General features: G+C 50.3%; 12 protein-coding genes. 6 read left to right on the forward strand and 6 right to left on the reverse strand.

The window, feature by feature from the left end:
* Positions 1 to 6 precede the first annotated feature (6 nt).
* From I0P70_RS14165 to I0P70_RS14175, 3 genes are all read right to left on the reverse strand, one after another.
* On the reverse strand, positions 7 to 534 hold the full coding sequence (locus I0P70_RS14165) for a hypothetical protein (protein ID WP_196119134.1): 528 nt from the start codon (positions 532 to 534) through the stop codon (positions 7 to 9).
* Between the two features lie 141 nt (positions 535 to 675).
* Positions 676 to 1,875, reverse strand: coding sequence for a homogentisate 1,2-dioxygenase (locus tag I0P70_RS14170; protein WP_196119136.1), 1,200 nt, complete (start codon positions 1,873 to 1,875; stop codon positions 676 to 678).
* Between the two features lie 76 nt (positions 1,876 to 1,951).
* On the reverse strand, positions 1,952 to 3,637 hold the full coding sequence (locus tag I0P70_RS14175) for a S41 family peptidase (RefSeq protein WP_196119138.1): 1,686 nt from the start codon (positions 3,635 to 3,637) through the stop codon (positions 1,952 to 1,954).
* Between the two features lie 373 nt (positions 3,638 to 4,010).
* Here I0P70_RS14175 and ruvX point away from each other — a divergent pair, with 373 nt between their 5' ends.
* The 4 genes from ruvX to I0P70_RS14195 all read left to right on the forward strand — a co-directional run bounded on the left by ruvX (position 4,011) and on the right by I0P70_RS14195 (position 6,521).
* Complete coding sequence (gene ruvX, locus I0P70_RS14180) at positions 4,011 to 4,427, forward strand: Holliday junction resolvase RuvX (protein ID WP_196119140.1); 417 nt, start codon at positions 4,011 to 4,013, stop codon at positions 4,425 to 4,427.
* Complete coding sequence (gene def / locus I0P70_RS14185; RefSeq protein WP_196119142.1) at positions 4,424 to 4,996, forward strand: peptide deformylase; 573 nt, start codon at positions 4,424 to 4,426, stop codon at positions 4,994 to 4,996. Before ruvX ends, def begins: the two co-directional genes overlap by 4 nt.
* A gap of 205 nt (positions 4,997 to 5,201) precedes the next feature.
* Positions 5,202 to 5,990, forward strand: coding sequence for an alpha/beta fold hydrolase (locus I0P70_RS14190; protein WP_196119144.1), 789 nt, complete (start codon positions 5,202 to 5,204; stop codon positions 5,988 to 5,990).
* Positions 5,991 to 6,170: 180 nt separating this feature from the next.
* Positions 6,171 to 6,521, forward strand: a complete 351-nt coding sequence (locus tag I0P70_RS14195; RefSeq protein ID WP_196119146.1) for a hypothetical protein — start codon at positions 6,171 to 6,173, stop codon at positions 6,519 to 6,521.
* A 58-nt stretch (positions 6,522 to 6,579) separates the two neighbouring features.
* On the opposite strand, the gene lepB is transcribed toward I0P70_RS14195, so the two are convergent.
* Both lepB and I0P70_RS14205 read right to left on the reverse strand, forming a co-directional pair.
* Complete coding sequence (gene lepB, locus I0P70_RS14200; protein WP_196119377.1) at positions 6,580 to 7,671, reverse strand: signal peptidase I; 1,092 nt, start codon at positions 7,669 to 7,671, stop codon at positions 6,580 to 6,582.
* Between the two features lie 157 nt (positions 7,672 to 7,828).
* Positions 7,829 to 8,257: a DUF1810 domain-containing protein gene (locus tag I0P70_RS14205; RefSeq protein ID WP_196119148.1), complete on the reverse strand. Its 429-nt coding sequence runs from the start codon at positions 8,255 to 8,257 to the stop codon at positions 7,829 to 7,831.
* A 205-nt stretch (positions 8,258 to 8,462) separates the two neighbouring features.
* On the opposite strand from I0P70_RS14205, the gene I0P70_RS14210 reads away from it, so the two are divergent.
* Both I0P70_RS14210 and I0P70_RS14215 read left to right on the forward strand, forming a co-directional pair.
* The gene (locus I0P70_RS14210) at positions 8,463 to 9,476 is read left to right on the forward strand and encodes a zinc dependent phospholipase C family protein (protein WP_196119151.1); all 1,014 of its coding nucleotides are present in this window, start codon (positions 8,463 to 8,465) and stop codon (positions 9,474 to 9,476) included.
* Positions 9,477 to 9,598: 122 nt separating this feature from the next.
* Entirely contained in the window at positions 9,599 to 11,167 is a 1,569-nt protein-coding gene (locus I0P70_RS14215; RefSeq protein ID WP_196119153.1) for a serine hydrolase, read from the forward strand.
* Positions 11,168 to 12,165: 998 nt separating this feature from the next.
* Here the strand turns inward: I0P70_RS14215 and ettA are convergent.
* On the reverse strand, positions 12,166 to 13,836 hold the full coding sequence (ettA, locus tag I0P70_RS14220) for an energy-dependent translational throttle protein EttA (protein ID WP_196119155.1): 1,671 nt from the start codon (positions 13,834 to 13,836) through the stop codon (positions 12,166 to 12,168).
* Between the last annotated feature and the right edge of the window lie 162 nt (positions 13,837 to 13,998).

Below are 13,998 nucleotides of genomic sequence, written 5' to 3' on the forward strand. Positions count from 1 at the left end.
GCATGATTAAATTGGGTCTGCAGTCACTTTAAAGCGCATGGCAGCCTTAATGGCTACATCGCGTGTAATTGGCTTGGCTATGGCAGCTCTCGTTCTAACTGTATACGTTTCTCCTTTGATGTACTCATCTAGCTTAGCATTGGTCGATTTCAACTCAATGGCCTTGACGCCCTTCGGCACTTCATCTAGATAGGCGATCTTCGTTTCGTCTCCTTCGCCGTTGCTCAGGTATATCTCAATGCTGCGCAAAAAGTCAAAGTTCTCATCAGCGGGATCAGCTATGGTAAGCGTCAGTTTGTTCAGGCTCACGTCTTTTACCAGCTCGGCGCGTGTCTTGTTGTTCTTGAAAGTCTCCGACGAGTTTGTCTTCACAGGTATAGGTGACAGCGGCATTACGACACCAATCGGGAAAGTAGACTCGATGCGAATAGTTTCTTCCTGATTAATGTAGAAGGTAAGCAGATCGTCTACCTTGTCGCAGGAAGTTGCTATAATGGTGAGCAGCGCAAACACTGCCAACAGCATTTTTTTCATAAAAGGGTGAAATTTAAAGTACTCTATTTTACTAATTTATAGGTGTGAAGGGCCAAAAAAGAAAGACAACCTTGCGGGCTGTCTTTCCTGTAATGCCTGCACAGAGTGCAAATTTAGTAAAAACGAGTTAGAGTAGCGCAATTAGTCGAACATGTCGGCTGCGCGCGAACCACCCGGGCCATTTTCGAGCCAGCTCATCGGGTAATTCTTGTCCATCAGCCCTACGGCCTCTTCGGTCAGGTATAGCGGCTTGAAAGTGTCGATCATCACAGCGTACTCGTGGGTTTCTTTCTTGCCGATACTCGCCTCCACCGTGCCCGGGTGCGGGCCATGCGGTATGCCGCCTGGATGCACTGTAAACGAAGCTCGGTCCACGCCCTTGCGTGACATGAAGTCTCCTGCCACGTAGTAGAGCACCTCGTCGGAGTCTACATTGGAGTGGTTGTAAGGCGCAGGTATAGCCAGTGGGTGGTAGTCGAACAAGCGTGGCACAAAGGAGCAGATTACGAAGTTGTGCGCCTCAAAGGTCTGGTGCACGGGAGGTGGCTGGTGAATGCGACCGGTTATGGGCTCAAAGTCGTAGATGGACAGCGCATACGGATAGAAGTAGCCATCCCAGCCCACCACATCAAACGGGCTGAAGTCGTAGTAGTACTGGTGCAGCATGCCGTCTTTCTTGATCTGCACCAAGTGCTCACCGCCCTCGGTGTACTCGATCAGCTCATGCGGAGCACGGATGTCACGCTCACAAAACGGCGAGTGCTCCAGCAGCTGCCCAAAGTGGTTGCGGTAGCGGCGTGGTGTCTCAATCGGGCTAAATGACTCAGTGATCAGCAAGCGCACCGGGCCGTCGTTGAAATGGAACTGGTGAATGATGGTGCGCGGAATCACAATATAATCGCCTTCTCGGAACTCCAGCTTGCCCATCTGCGACAACAGCACCCCGCTCCCTTCGTGCACAAATACCACCTCATCGGCCTGGCCGTTTTTGTAGTAGTAGTCCATTTTCAGCTCCGACGGATTGCAGATGCTGATGGCCACATCGCTGTTGAGCATCATGGTTTTACGGGCACTTAAGTAGTCAGAACCCGTAACGGTCTGATCGAGCGTCTTCAGGTGATGCGGTGCCAGCTTTACACCTTCGGCCTTTTTGGGTGCGTAAGGTATAGGATCTTCGATGCGGGTGATGCGTGTCGGCGGATTCTTGTGGTACAGCAACGACGACAGGCCGCTAAAGCCCAGCGTACCCACCAGCTGCTCGGCGTACAGACTTCCGTCCTCCTGCCTGAACTGCACATGGCGCTTCTGCGGGATGGTGCCTAATTTGTGATAATAAGCCATTCCTCTCTGTTTGGTTATGGTTTATAAAAGCAGCCCTACCGGGTGCCTTTCTGATACAGGTATAAATTCTGGTTTGTTATACGCCTCCTTTGGCCAATCGCTGGGCCTTGCCAAACTGGCGAAGGGCTTCCTGAAACTCCTCGTCCTTCTCGTGCAGGATCGGGAAGAAACCCGGGTTACCGTATACGCTGCGGCCAATAAATGCCTTCACGTTATTACGGAGCAGCGCCTGTGAGCGCTTGTACTGGGCCTCGTCGTACTTCACTTCCGATTGTGCCGCCATACGCATCAGCTCCTGCAGCATTTTATCAGAAACGTTAAAGGACTTCGCAAACTTGTCCATTGGCATCTTTTCAAGGTCCTTGCGGTTGTCGTTGTAGTAGGCCAATGCATACTCCCGGATCACATTTTTGCTATAAAGCTGGCTCAACAGCTCCGACAACTCCGTAGTATCGCGGGCTACAAACACGTCGGGCATAATACCCCCGCCACCATACACCACGCGTCCTTTGCCTGTTTTATACTTAAGCGAGTCTACAAACAGGCTGCTGTCCGGATGGAAGTACTCCCCATTCTCGAAGCGGTTCAGCATGTCTTTCTGATAATCCTCGGTGCCCGCCACATAAGGTTTCTGGATAGAGCGCCCACTCGGCGTGTAGTAGCGCGAAATGGTCAGGCGCAGCTCCGACCCGTCGTTTAGCGGAATTGGCATCTGCACCAGTCCTTTGCCAAATGAGCGTCGCCCCACAATCAGGGCGCGATCGTTATCCTGTAGGGCACCAGCCACAATCTCGGAGGCCGAAGCACTGCCCTCGTCCAACAGCACGATCACAGGACCGTTTTCGAAGTCACCCTTGGTTCGAGCAAAAGACTTGGAGTCGTAGCGGGAGTCTTTTCCATCGGTATACACGATCATCCTGTCACCTGCTATAAACTCGTCGGCCATGCGGGTTGCGTGGTCCATGTAGCCGCCCGGGTTGCCGCGCAGGTCGAGTATTAGCTGCTGCATCCCTTTCTTTTTGAGGCCGGTCAAGGCCGTTTTAAACTCGTCAAAGGTATTGTTGGCGAAGCGGCTCACTTTGATGTAGCCCGTGTTGCTGTTCACCATATAGTTCACATCCACTGACACGGTTGGAATCTTGTTGCGGGTGATCGTAAAGTCGAATGGCTTCCTGTTGCCTTTGCGCAGCACCTGTATCTTCACGTCTGTACCCTTCGGACCTCGCAATCGTTTAAACACGCCCTCGTTCGTTATACCTGTACCCGCCACGTTCTCGCCATTTACACTCACAATCTTGTCGCCGGCCTGTATACCTGCCGCCTCAGACGGTCCGCCGCTCAGGGGGGTAATCACATAAATCGTGTCTTTAAAAATATTGAACTCCACGCCGATGCCTTCAAAATCGCCTTCCAGGTAAGAGCGGGCCATGGCCAGATCAGCGGCGGGGATGTATGAGGTATGCGGGTCGAGCTTCTCGAGCATCTTGGTGATGGCGTGATCGGTTAGCTTCTCAGTGTCCACGGTGTCCACGTAGTCACGATCGATATAGCTCAGTATGTCGCGGAATTTCAAGTAGGCCTTAGCTGTACTCTGTGGATTGTTATCAGAAGGGGAAAAGGTATTTGCACCGATCAGCACCCCCACAATCAGGGCCAAGGCAATGTACAGGGGTAAGCGTACCTGAAAGGGCGTGTTGCGGGCTTTGCCCTGCCCGGTTGTTTCAGGCTCCTCCTGTGAGTTGTATTTGGTTTCTTCGCTCATCTCGATCTCTAAAAACGGTTAAATATAAAGCTAAGCGGGCGCTTTTTTGCAGCTTTACAGAGATAAATATTCAGGCTCTGCTATACAAGGCTTCTTTTTAAGTATACCTGCATACAGTATAGCTTGTTATTCTTTTAACAAAGCTTTGGTCGGGTTTTATTCCATTTTAGTATAAAAAGATCCGGACAGGCTACCTTTTTCTGCTCACATACCGCGCACAGGGCCGCAAGACGTGGTGGAGCCCAGCCCCTCCAACCTGATCAACTCCGCCAATCCTTTTTAATCCTGTAAATCCTGATTAAATCCCTTAACTTTGTATTTTTAAAGCGCAAATGCTCGCTTAAGGCAGGCAAAAGAAGTTACACAGGGCACTATGGCGAGAATTTTAGGTATAGACTACGGCAACAAGCGGGTGGGGCTGGCCGCAACGGACACACTCCAGATCATTGCTTCGCCACTCGAAACTATACATGCCAAAGATGTGCTGACTTACCTGAAAGCCTATACCCTGCGCGAACCCGTGGAGGCCTTTGTTGTAGGTATGCCGCGACGCCTGACTGGTGAAGCCACCGATGCAACGCCACATGTCATTGGCTTTGTACGTAAGCTCCAGAAGGAGTTTCCGGGTATACCGGTGCATACCGTAGACGAGCGCTTTACCTCCAGCATGGCTCAGAAAGCGATGCTGGCCGGCGGACTCAAGAAGAAGGACCGCCAGGACAAAAGCACCGTGGACCGGGTGAGCGCAGCCATTATTTTACAGTCGTATTTAGAAAGCAGAACAATATGATTTACCCTATTACCGCTTATGGCGACCCGGTGCTGAAGGAGCCGGCGCAGGACATCCCGAAGGACTACGAAGGTCTGAATGAGCTGATTGAAGACATGTTCACCACCATGTACCATGCCCACGGCGTGGGACTCGCTGCTCCGCAGATCAGCAAGGGCATCCGCCTGTTTGTGATCGACTCTGAGCCCATGATGGACGAAGGCGACGAAGGCAAAGGTGTGAAAAAGGCATTTATCAACCCGGAGATCATCGAGGAAGACGGGGAAGAGTGGGGCTTTGAGGAAGGCTGCCTGAGCATACCGGGTGTGCGTGAGGTGGTATACCGCCCTGAGCGCATTGTTATCCGCTACTTTGACCAGGACTGGAACGAACACACCGATACCTACGACGGCATGACGGCTCGTGTGATCCAGCACGAGTACGACCACATTGAGGGCATCCTGTTCACAGACCACCTTTCCGGACTGAAAAAGCGCCTGATCAAGAACAAGCTTACCAAAATATCCAAAGGAGAAGTGGATGCGGATTATCGCATGAAATTCCCGACAGCGGCAACAAAGAAACGCTAGACGCTATACCTGACACCTATCAAAGATCGCCTGCTCCAGACTACTGCGGCAGGCGATTTACTTTACTGCCACACATCTGCGACGCATACCATCAAAGGTTAAACTTCGGATTTTGTGCTGTACTCTCATCTGCCATGCCTACCTTAGTGGCACATCTATTCAATTACCAACATTTTTCTTCAACTCACCTTCTAAACTCAAGCTTATGAATGCGATCAAACGAAACAATGTGACGGTAACCGGAAAAGGAGAAAAGCCGATGCTGTTTGCTCATGGCTACGGCTGCGATCAGAACATGTGGCGTTATATTACCCCTGCTTTTCAGGATGACTACAAGATCATACTTTTCGATCACATAGGATTTGGCAACTCAGACGCTTCTACCTATTCAAAAGATCGCTACTCGTCGCTGCAAGGTTATGCGGCAGATGTGCTTGAGATATGCCATGAACTGGACCTGCAGGATGTCATCTTTGTAGGCCACTCAGTGAGTGCCATGATCGGAGTGCTGGCTGCCATCCAGGAGCCTGAGCGCTTCTCTAAGCTTGTGCTGGTAAGCCCCTCGCCAAGCTTTATCAATGACGGCGACTATTATGGCGGTTTTTCACGACAGGATATAGATGGCCTGCTCCTTTCGCTGGATGGGGACTACCTGGGCTGGTCCAACACCATAGCCCCAGTGATCATGAGCAACGCCGACCGTCCGGAGCTGGCACAGGAACTGGCGCAGAGCTTCTGCAAAAGCAATCCCGAAATCGCCAATGACTTTGCCCATATCACCTTCTTGTCAGACCACCGAAAGGACCTGCCTCAGGTAAAGACAGACACCCTGATTTTGCAGTGTTCGGAGGACGCCATTGCCCCGCCGCCAGTTGGCGAATATACCCACCGGAGCATCGCTGGCAGCAAGTTCACAATTTTAGAGGCGACAGGCCACTGCCCTAACCTGAGTGCGCCGGAAGAGACAATCAAGGCCATTAAGAATTTTTTGTAAAAATACCGTACAAGTATCTGTGCAGATATTGGTCAGCGGGCGCAAAGTCATTAGGTTGCGAAGAAAGAGATATACATTTTAGTGGAATTGACAGACAGTATAGAATATAAAGAATTAAAGAAGGCTAACGGAGATGTTTTCCTGGAGGTAAGAAGGATGCCTGATAATGGCTTTATAGCTATGAACTGGATCGGTATACAGTCTCTTGAGACTGTTGTGATGGGCGGCAACCTGGTTCTGTCGATGTTGCGGCAGAAGCCGTCACCGGGAGTTCTGAACAGTAATCGGGAGCTAATAGGACCTTGGGAAGCAGCAGTCAATTGGCTGGCCTTTAAGTGGGCCCCGCAGGCCAAAAGCCTGGGGCTGCGCTTCTTTGCGCATGTACTATCTCCTGGCATTTATGGGCAACGGTCCTTTAAAGCATTGTTTCCTAACCTCAGGGAGGTGCTCGATGTAAAGTCTTTTGATAAAGACGAAGGGGCCGAGGAGTGGCTCCGCATGAAAGTCTCCATCAAAAAGACCAGCACATAGCCTGTCCAGGTATGCTGGCAGCAAATTGTCCAGCAGCTGTTAGCCATAGCTGAGGCTATTATTCCACCCAGCTAAATAACCGACTCCAGCGAATTTTATCTAACCCACCCGCTTCTTCATCCACCGAAAACCAGGTAAACAACGGTTTCCCGACAACGTGGTCTTCCGGCACAAAGCCCCAGTAGCGGGAATCAAGTGAGTTGTGACGGTTGTCTCCCATCATAAAGTAATAGTTCTGCCGGAAGGTATAGCTCTTGGCTTCCTTACCGTCCAGGTATAGCCTGCCCTCCCGCACCTCGGCGTTTTTGTTCTGCTCGTGTTCCAGGATGATCTTTTGGTAGATAGGTAGCGTTTCGGGTGTGATCGCTACTGAAACGCCTTGCTTTGGGATGTAGAGCGGGCCGTAGTTGTCGCGGTTCCAGTTGAGGCCCGGCGCCTGTGGAAATATTCCAGCCTCTGACTCGCCCGTCGCCATTTGCTGTAGCTCGATGCCCTGTATAAAGTGGAGCGAAGCCAGTTCCCGTGCCCTGGCAGGTGTAGTGTGCAGCAGATAACCTCCCTGCACCGGGTACACGTCTGTGAGATTTCGCTCTCTGAAGAACTTCGGCTGCAGCACCTTGTCAGTGGCCATAAAGTAGCCGTACTGCATCTGCTCCGGGTTGTCGAGTGGCTTACCATTGACGTATACCTGCCGGTCGCGGATTTCCAGCATGTCGCCGGCTATACCTACACAGCGCTTCACGTAGTGCGTGCGCTGGTCCATGGGGTGCTCCGTTTCATCCGGAAAATTGAATACTACCGGGTCATTGTGCTTCAATTCTGAGAAACCAGGCAACCGATAGGACTCTAACTGCAGCGCCTCAGAATAAGCAGGTAGATCCGTACCCCAAATGGTCTGGTGGGTCAGTGGCACCTGCAGTGGCGTCATGGGGGTGCGGGGGCCGTAGTGCAGTTTGCTCACAAACAGGCGATCGCCTACAAGCATCGACTTTTCCATGGAAGGCGTCGGGATAGCATAAGCCTCAAATGTGGCCCAGCGGAAAAACGAGGATACGATTACCGCAAACATCAGGGCATTTCCCCATTCGCGCAGAGCACTTTTCTTGGCTGGCTTCTCAGCCGGTTTTTTCTTCCAGAGTTTTAGCTGCATCATCAGAGCATAGTAGGTTTACTATACTTTAACTGCAGTAAGGTTCAGTAAATTATAATCCTTACTGAAAAAATCACGTGTCTATACCTTGGTAAGGTATAGGCTTAGCTGGCAACTGCCTGCACGGGCTTCCACTTAAGCTGGAAAAATCGCCGCGTTACTTTAAAAGCTGCAGTGTCTTTTCATCCTCTTTGCCACTGTAATACTTGTCGAGCACAGCTTTGAAAACAGGATCAGCGCCGGGTACTGCAGCAAACAGGGTCATACTGGAGCGCAGCTTCAGGTCATCGGGGCTCCCCAGGACTTGGTTGGCTGTTTTTCCCTCCAGCGCTAACATGGCTTTGGAAATTTCCACTAATCTTTGCCCCAGGACAGGATGCTGCAGGTATAGCCGGGCTTCTTCCAGGTCTTTAATGGCGTAGTATCGGGCAGTCTCGCTATACCCTAACCCCTGCAATTGCGGGAAAATAAACCACATCCAGTGGCTCCGCTTGCGACCATTTTTTATTTCAGTCAGAGCCTGCTCGTAACTGCTGGCTTGTGCATCCAGGAAGCGGGCAAGACTTGGTATATTCTCTATGCTCATGTGTTTCAAGTGTATGTCGGGACAAAAGAGTTTAAACGAAAAACTGCAGGCTTCTGCATATAAACCTTACATAATCAACATTCCTAATTTACGGATCTGCCGGTCAAACTTACTGTCATACTATACCTGTTTTCATTCCACACTTCCGAGAAAGCCTGGGAGGCGTGTAACATACAAATTCCGCTATTCTCCGTACACGGCAGGTATGGCTTTCCGACAAATCGCTGTATTGCTCCTGCTTGCCTTCCTGCTCCCACTCACCGGGTATAGCTGGGGCTTTTTCGCGCACCAGCGCATCAACCGCCTGGCTGTGTATACGCTGCCGCCCGAGATGGTGGGCTTCTACAAAAAGCACATCCGCTACATCACTGAAAACGCCGTGAACCCAGACCGCCGCCGCTATGCAGTGGCTGGCGAGGCGCCCCGCCACTACATCGACTTGGACGTATACGGCGACAGCGCCCTCTATAAAATGCCCCGCTATTGGCAACAGGCCGTAGAGCGCTATGGCGAAGACACACTCATGGCGCACGGTATTGTGCCCTGGCACATTAACCGCATGAAGTTTCAGCTCACGCAGGCTTTCAAAGACCGCGACCTGGATCGCATCCTGCGCCTCTCGGCCGACATGGGTCATTACATAGCCGACGCCTGCGTGCCCCTGCACACCACCCGCAACTACAACGGGCAGTTCACAGGGCAGCGCGGTATACATGGCTTTTGGGAGAGCCGGATCCCCGAGCTGCTCTCTGACAACTACGACTTCTTTGTGGGGCAGGCCAGGTATATTGAGCAACCACAGCTTAAGGCCTGGGAGATTGTCGCCAGCGCCCATTTGGCCCTTGACTCCGTACTTGGTTTTGAGCGTGAACTCACACTGGCTTTTGAGGAAGAGAAAAAGTACAGCTACGAAGTGCGCGGCAACCTCACCACGCGGGTGTATTCCAGAGAGTTTTCGGAGGCCTATCACCGCCGACTTAACGGGCAGGTAGAGCGACAGATGCGTCTTGCCATCCATACCGTGGCCAGCTATTGGTTTACAGCCTGGATAGACGCGGGTCAGCCCAACCTCCGTCAACTAGCTCCCACCGTATCGGCAGAAGAACAGGAGCGCCTGCGCATGGAGCTGAAGGAGTACGAACAAGGTCCTCACCTGCCCCGTGAAGAAGGCGAGACCCGGCTTCACCGCAGAATATGGATTTCGGGGCGCAGAGAGTAGTTAGAAAGCTTCCTATCTACTGCCCGTGTTCTTTATTGTCGTCTATACAACAACGGACAGGCCATGTTATGCAAAAGGATGTAAAATTGCCTATCTTGCCTCTACAACCCACTTACTCAACTATGAACTCTATTGATACTTTCTTTAAGCGCCTTGCGCTGCTCCTTACACTGGCAACAGTGTGTAGCCTGCAGGCTTTAGCGCAGCAAAACACAGCCGCTACCCTCCAAAAGCTGGATGCCTATTACCAGAAGGCGCTGCAGGATTGGGATGTCCCGGGCATGGCCATTGCCATCGTGAAAAACGACTCTGTGATCTTTGCCAAGGGCTACGGCGTGCGCGACCTCAAAGCAGGCGGACAAGTAGATGCCAACACCGTGTTCGGCATCGCCTCCAATTCCAAAGCTTATACCGCCGCCGCCCTCGGCATATTGGTGGATGAAGGCAAACTCAACTGGGACGACAAAGTAACAAAGCACCTGCCGTGGCTGCAGCTCTATAACCCTTATGTAACGCAGGAGCTCAACATCAAGGACCTGCTGAGCCACCGCGCTGGCTTCCGCACCTTCAGCGGGGATTTGCTCTGGTACAACACCACCTACAGCCGCCGCGAAATTCTGGAGCGTGCCCGTCATCTCAAGCCCGCCTACAGCTTCCGCGACGGTTATGGCTACTCCAACCTCATGTTCATCGCCGCCGGCGAAGTGATTGAGGCCTTATCGGGACAAACGTGGGAAGACTTTATCAAGCAGCGCTTCTTCTCGCCACTGGGTATGAGCCGCTCTTATACCTCCGTAAATGAGCTGGCCGGTAAAGACAACGTCGCCTCTCCGCACGGCTTCGACGAAAAGCGCAAGCCCTACCCTACTACCTTCACAGCCTGGGACAATTGGAACCCAGCGGCAGGAATTTTTACGAGCGTAAACCAGCAGGCTCAGTGGATGCGTCTGCAGCTAAACCGCGGTACTTACAAAGGCCAAAAGATCTTCAGCGAAGATGCCAACCGCATGATGTGGACTGCACACAATGCCATGCCGATATCCAAACAAGCCGAAGCCAATGTACCTTCCACCCACTTTTCGGCCGCTGGTCTGGGCTGGATGATGAACGATTACGAAGGTCGCAAAGTACTGGCCCATGGTGGAGGGCATGAAGGCATGAACAGTCGCACGGTGCTGGTACCTGAAGAGAACCTAGGCATTGTCATCTTGACAAACAGTATGAGCAGCATCATGTCGCCACTGGCCAATTATACCCTCGATCAGTTCCTGGGAGTACAGAACGGCCGCGACTGGAGCCAGTTCTCACTCGACAACATAGCCAAGGCACGTAGAGCACAAGACGAAGCCGCTGCCAAAGCCCCAAAAGAAAAGCCACGCAAGAGCAAACCAACCATGGATCTGGAAGCCTACGCGGGCACATACAACAGTCCGTTGTATGGTGATGCAACCATTAAGGTACAGAACAAACAATTAGTATTGGACCTGGCCCCTGCTCCTGCCTTAGGAGGCAAGCTCACGCACTGGCAGCATGACATCTTTGACTTGGAGTGGAAGAACAATTTCGCGCTGCTCACCCCAACGAAAGTGCGTTTCATTGTAGGTCCGGACGGTAAGATTGCTGAAATGCGACTCGATGCAAACAACCCGGATTTCCACTTCAGTGAACTTGAGTTCAGGAAAGTTAAGTAATCCACAAACTCTTTAAAAATAGCGGGGCCATACCTGAAATCAGGTATGGCCCCGCTATTTTTAAGATACTGCTCTTAGTAAGCTACAATAACAGAAACAATGCTCGCAACCGCAAAATAGCCTGCTATGACAATGTATGCGAGCGCATCTTCATCAAAGTAAAGTTTTTTCATGAGTGACAACCTTTTAAACGTTAGAAATGCTTTAAAATACCTTTGGCTGCCTTACTAATAATACATTACGTATATCCTAACTCTATCGTTGTATTATTTATAAATATTTTATAATTATTTATGATATTCATATATATATATTTGAATATTAATACTATTGTCGGTTGTCAATACTTATGTAAAGCATTTTACAATAGTGAATAAGTCAAGCAAACATCCATTCCAACACATATTAGAATGAGAGCTAATGATAAGGGCGATGCTTAAAAGCATCGCCCTTATCATTACTATTAAAATTGGTAAAATTAAGCTATTGTTACTAGTAAACTACTAATTGCACCACCGAGCACAAAGTAAGCAGCAACAATCAGATTAGCTTTTGATTCGTTAAGGGTAAATTTTTTCATGACAATAGAATGTTTTAGGGTTTAGGTTAGACTTTATTATTGCAAGCATAAAAAAATTCACTTCTAGTTAAATATCATCATATTTTTTCCAGAAGACATTGCAAATAAATATTAAATAATTAGTATATGCAAACAATTGTATATAAAATCTATTTAATAGAACAATATCTACAACCTATCATTTCCCAACCTTCTACTTATATTACAACTTACTAATAGCCAATCAAATAAATAAAAGCAACAGGCTATTAGAATTATTAAATTTAAATTTTGTTAAAATTTTTGTGAGAAAAATCTTAAATCAGATAATTCCCAATACTGACAGCATCATAAAAAGTAAAATCCCTTGGTAACCAAACGGTTTCCAAGGGATTTCATTCATACAGAAAACTTGACTTTCAGCACACGATGGTGCAATCTATACCAGTTTTTTGTAACGTATACGCTTTGGCTCAGTATCACCCAAGCGTTTCTTCTTGTTCTCCTCGTAGTCCGTATAGTTACCTTCAAACCAGTATACCTGCGAATCACCTTCGAAAGCCAGGATGTGGGTACAGATACGGTCCAGGAACCAGCGGTCGTGCGAAATGATCACGGCACAGCCTGCAAAGTTTTCCAGCGCATCTTCCAGAGCACGAATGGCATTTACATCCAAATCGTTGGTCGGTTCGTCAAGCAGTAACAGGTTACCGCCTTCTTTCAGCGTCATGGCCAGATGCACGCGGTTACGCTCACCACCCGACAACTTCTCCACTTTCTTTTCCTGGTCACCACCAGAGAAGTTGAACTTGCTTACATAGGCACGGGAGTTCACCTGGCGGCCTGCCATCAGCATGTGCTCCGTTCCTCCTGAGATCACCTCAAACACCGACTTACTCGGATCGAGGTTCGCGTGCTCCTGGTCTACATAAGAGATCTGTACCGTAGAGCCTACCGTAAACTCACCTGCATCTGGCTTTTCCTGACCAGTAATCAACTTGAACAAGGTAGTCTTACCTGCACCGTTCGGACCAATGATACCCACAATGCCACCCTGCGGCAATGAGAAGTTCAGGTTCTCGAACAACAGCTTGTCGCCATAGGCCTTGCTGATGTTGTGTGCCTCAATAACCTGCGCACCTAGACGCGGGCCGTCCGGTATGAAGAGCTCCAGTTTTTCTTCTTTCTTGGAAGCCTCTTCGCTGGCAAGCTTATCATACTGGCTGATACGTGCCTTCGATTTGGCATGACGGGCTTTCGGGGCCATGCGTACCCACTCCAACTCACGCTGGAGAGTCTTTTGGCGCTTACTTTCCGACTTCTCTTCTTTCGCCAGACGAGCAGCTTTCTGCTCTAGCCAGCTGCTGTAGTTGCCTTTCCACGGAATGCCTTCGCCACGGTCCAGCTCTAGAATCCAGCCAGCCACGTTGTCAAGGAAATAACGGTCGTGGGTTACGGCGATTACAGTGCCTTTATAGTGCTGCAAGTGCTGCTCCAGCCAGTCCACCGACTCAGCGTCGAGGTGGTTGGTCGGTTCATCCAGCAACAATACGTCCGGCTCCTGCAGCAGCAGGCGGCAAAGGGCTACGCGGCGCTTCTCTCCACCTGACAGGTTACCGATCACGGCATCTTCTGGCGGCGTGCGCAGAGCATCCATAGCCCGCTCCAGGCGGTTGTCCAGTTCCCAGGCATTGAGTTGGTCCAAGCGCTCCTGCACCTCCCCCTGACGCTCGATAAGTTTGTTCATCTCATCGTCGGTCATCTCATCGGCGAACTTCATGTTGATCTCGTCGAATTCCTTCAGCAAGCCAACCACTTCGCTTACGCCTTCTTCTACCACTTGGCGCACGGTTTTGGTTGGGTCTAGCTGTGGCTCCTGCTCCAGGTAACCCACTGTATAGCCCGGTGACCACACCACTTCACCGCGTATCTCCTTGTCCACGCCGGCGATCACCTTGAGCAGGCTTGACTTACCGGAACCGTTCAGACCCAGCACGCCAATCTTGGCACCATAGAAAAAGGAGAGGTAAATATTTTTAAGTACTTGTTTCTGTGGCGGGTAGATCTTGCTGACCCCGGCCATGGAGAAAATAATGGTTTCGTTGCTCATTTTACTGTATATCAGTTTAGTACTGCCCGCAGACAGTAAATTAGTTTTAAATAAAAGCGGCATTTACAGCACCAGGCCCGGCAAAAGTACCCGGACAAGCCATTATTTACGCCGACAAATACAAATATCGTAAAAATTCATGTCTTTATGGTTCACAAAAGT

It is taken from the genome of Pontibacter sp. FD36, from assembly GCF_015686655.1.
Lineage (GTDB): Bacteria > Bacteroidota > Bacteroidia > Cytophagales > Hymenobacteraceae > Pontibacter.

What these genes read in the sequence shown, in the direction of transcription:
- I0P70_RS14165 (WP_196119134.1), bottom strand. Translation starts at nt 534, where the DNA reads ATGAAAAAAATGCTGTTGGCAGTGTTTGCGCTGCTCACCATTATAGCA.
- I0P70_RS14170 (WP_196119136.1), bottom strand. Translation starts at nt 1,875, where the DNA reads ATGGCTTATTATCACAAATTAGGCACCATCCCGCAGAAGCGCCATGTG.
- I0P70_RS14175 (WP_196119138.1), bottom strand. Translation starts at nt 3,637, where the DNA reads ATGAGCGAAGAAACCAAATACAACTCACAGGAGGAGCCTGAAACAACC.
- ruvX (WP_196119140.1), top strand. Translation starts at nt 4,011, where the DNA reads ATGGCGAGAATTTTAGGTATAGACTACGGCAACAAGCGGGTGGGGCTG.
- def (WP_196119142.1), top strand. Translation starts at nt 4,424, where the DNA reads ATGATTTACCCTATTACCGCTTATGGCGACCCGGTGCTGAAGGAGCCG.
- I0P70_RS14190 (WP_196119144.1), top strand. Translation starts at nt 5,202, where the DNA reads ATGAATGCGATCAAACGAAACAATGTGACGGTAACCGGAAAAGGAGAA.
- I0P70_RS14195 (WP_196119146.1), top strand. Translation starts at nt 6,171, where the DNA reads ATGAACTGGATCGGTATACAGTCTCTTGAGACTGTTGTGATGGGCGGC.
- lepB (WP_196119377.1), bottom strand. Translation starts at nt 7,671, where the DNA reads ATGCAGCTAAAACTCTGGAAGAAAAAACCGGCTGAGAAGCCAGCCAAG.
- I0P70_RS14205 (WP_196119148.1), bottom strand. Translation starts at nt 8,257, where the DNA reads ATGAGCATAGAGAATATACCAAGTCTTGCCCGCTTCCTGGATGCACAA.
- I0P70_RS14210 (WP_196119151.1), top strand. Translation starts at nt 8,463, where the DNA reads ATGGCTTTCCGACAAATCGCTGTATTGCTCCTGCTTGCCTTCCTGCTC.
- I0P70_RS14215 (WP_196119153.1), top strand. Translation starts at nt 9,599, where the DNA reads ATGAACTCTATTGATACTTTCTTTAAGCGCCTTGCGCTGCTCCTTACA.
- ettA (WP_196119155.1), bottom strand. Translation starts at nt 13,836, where the DNA reads ATGAGCAACGAAACCATTATTTTCTCCATGGCCGGGGTCAGCAAGATC.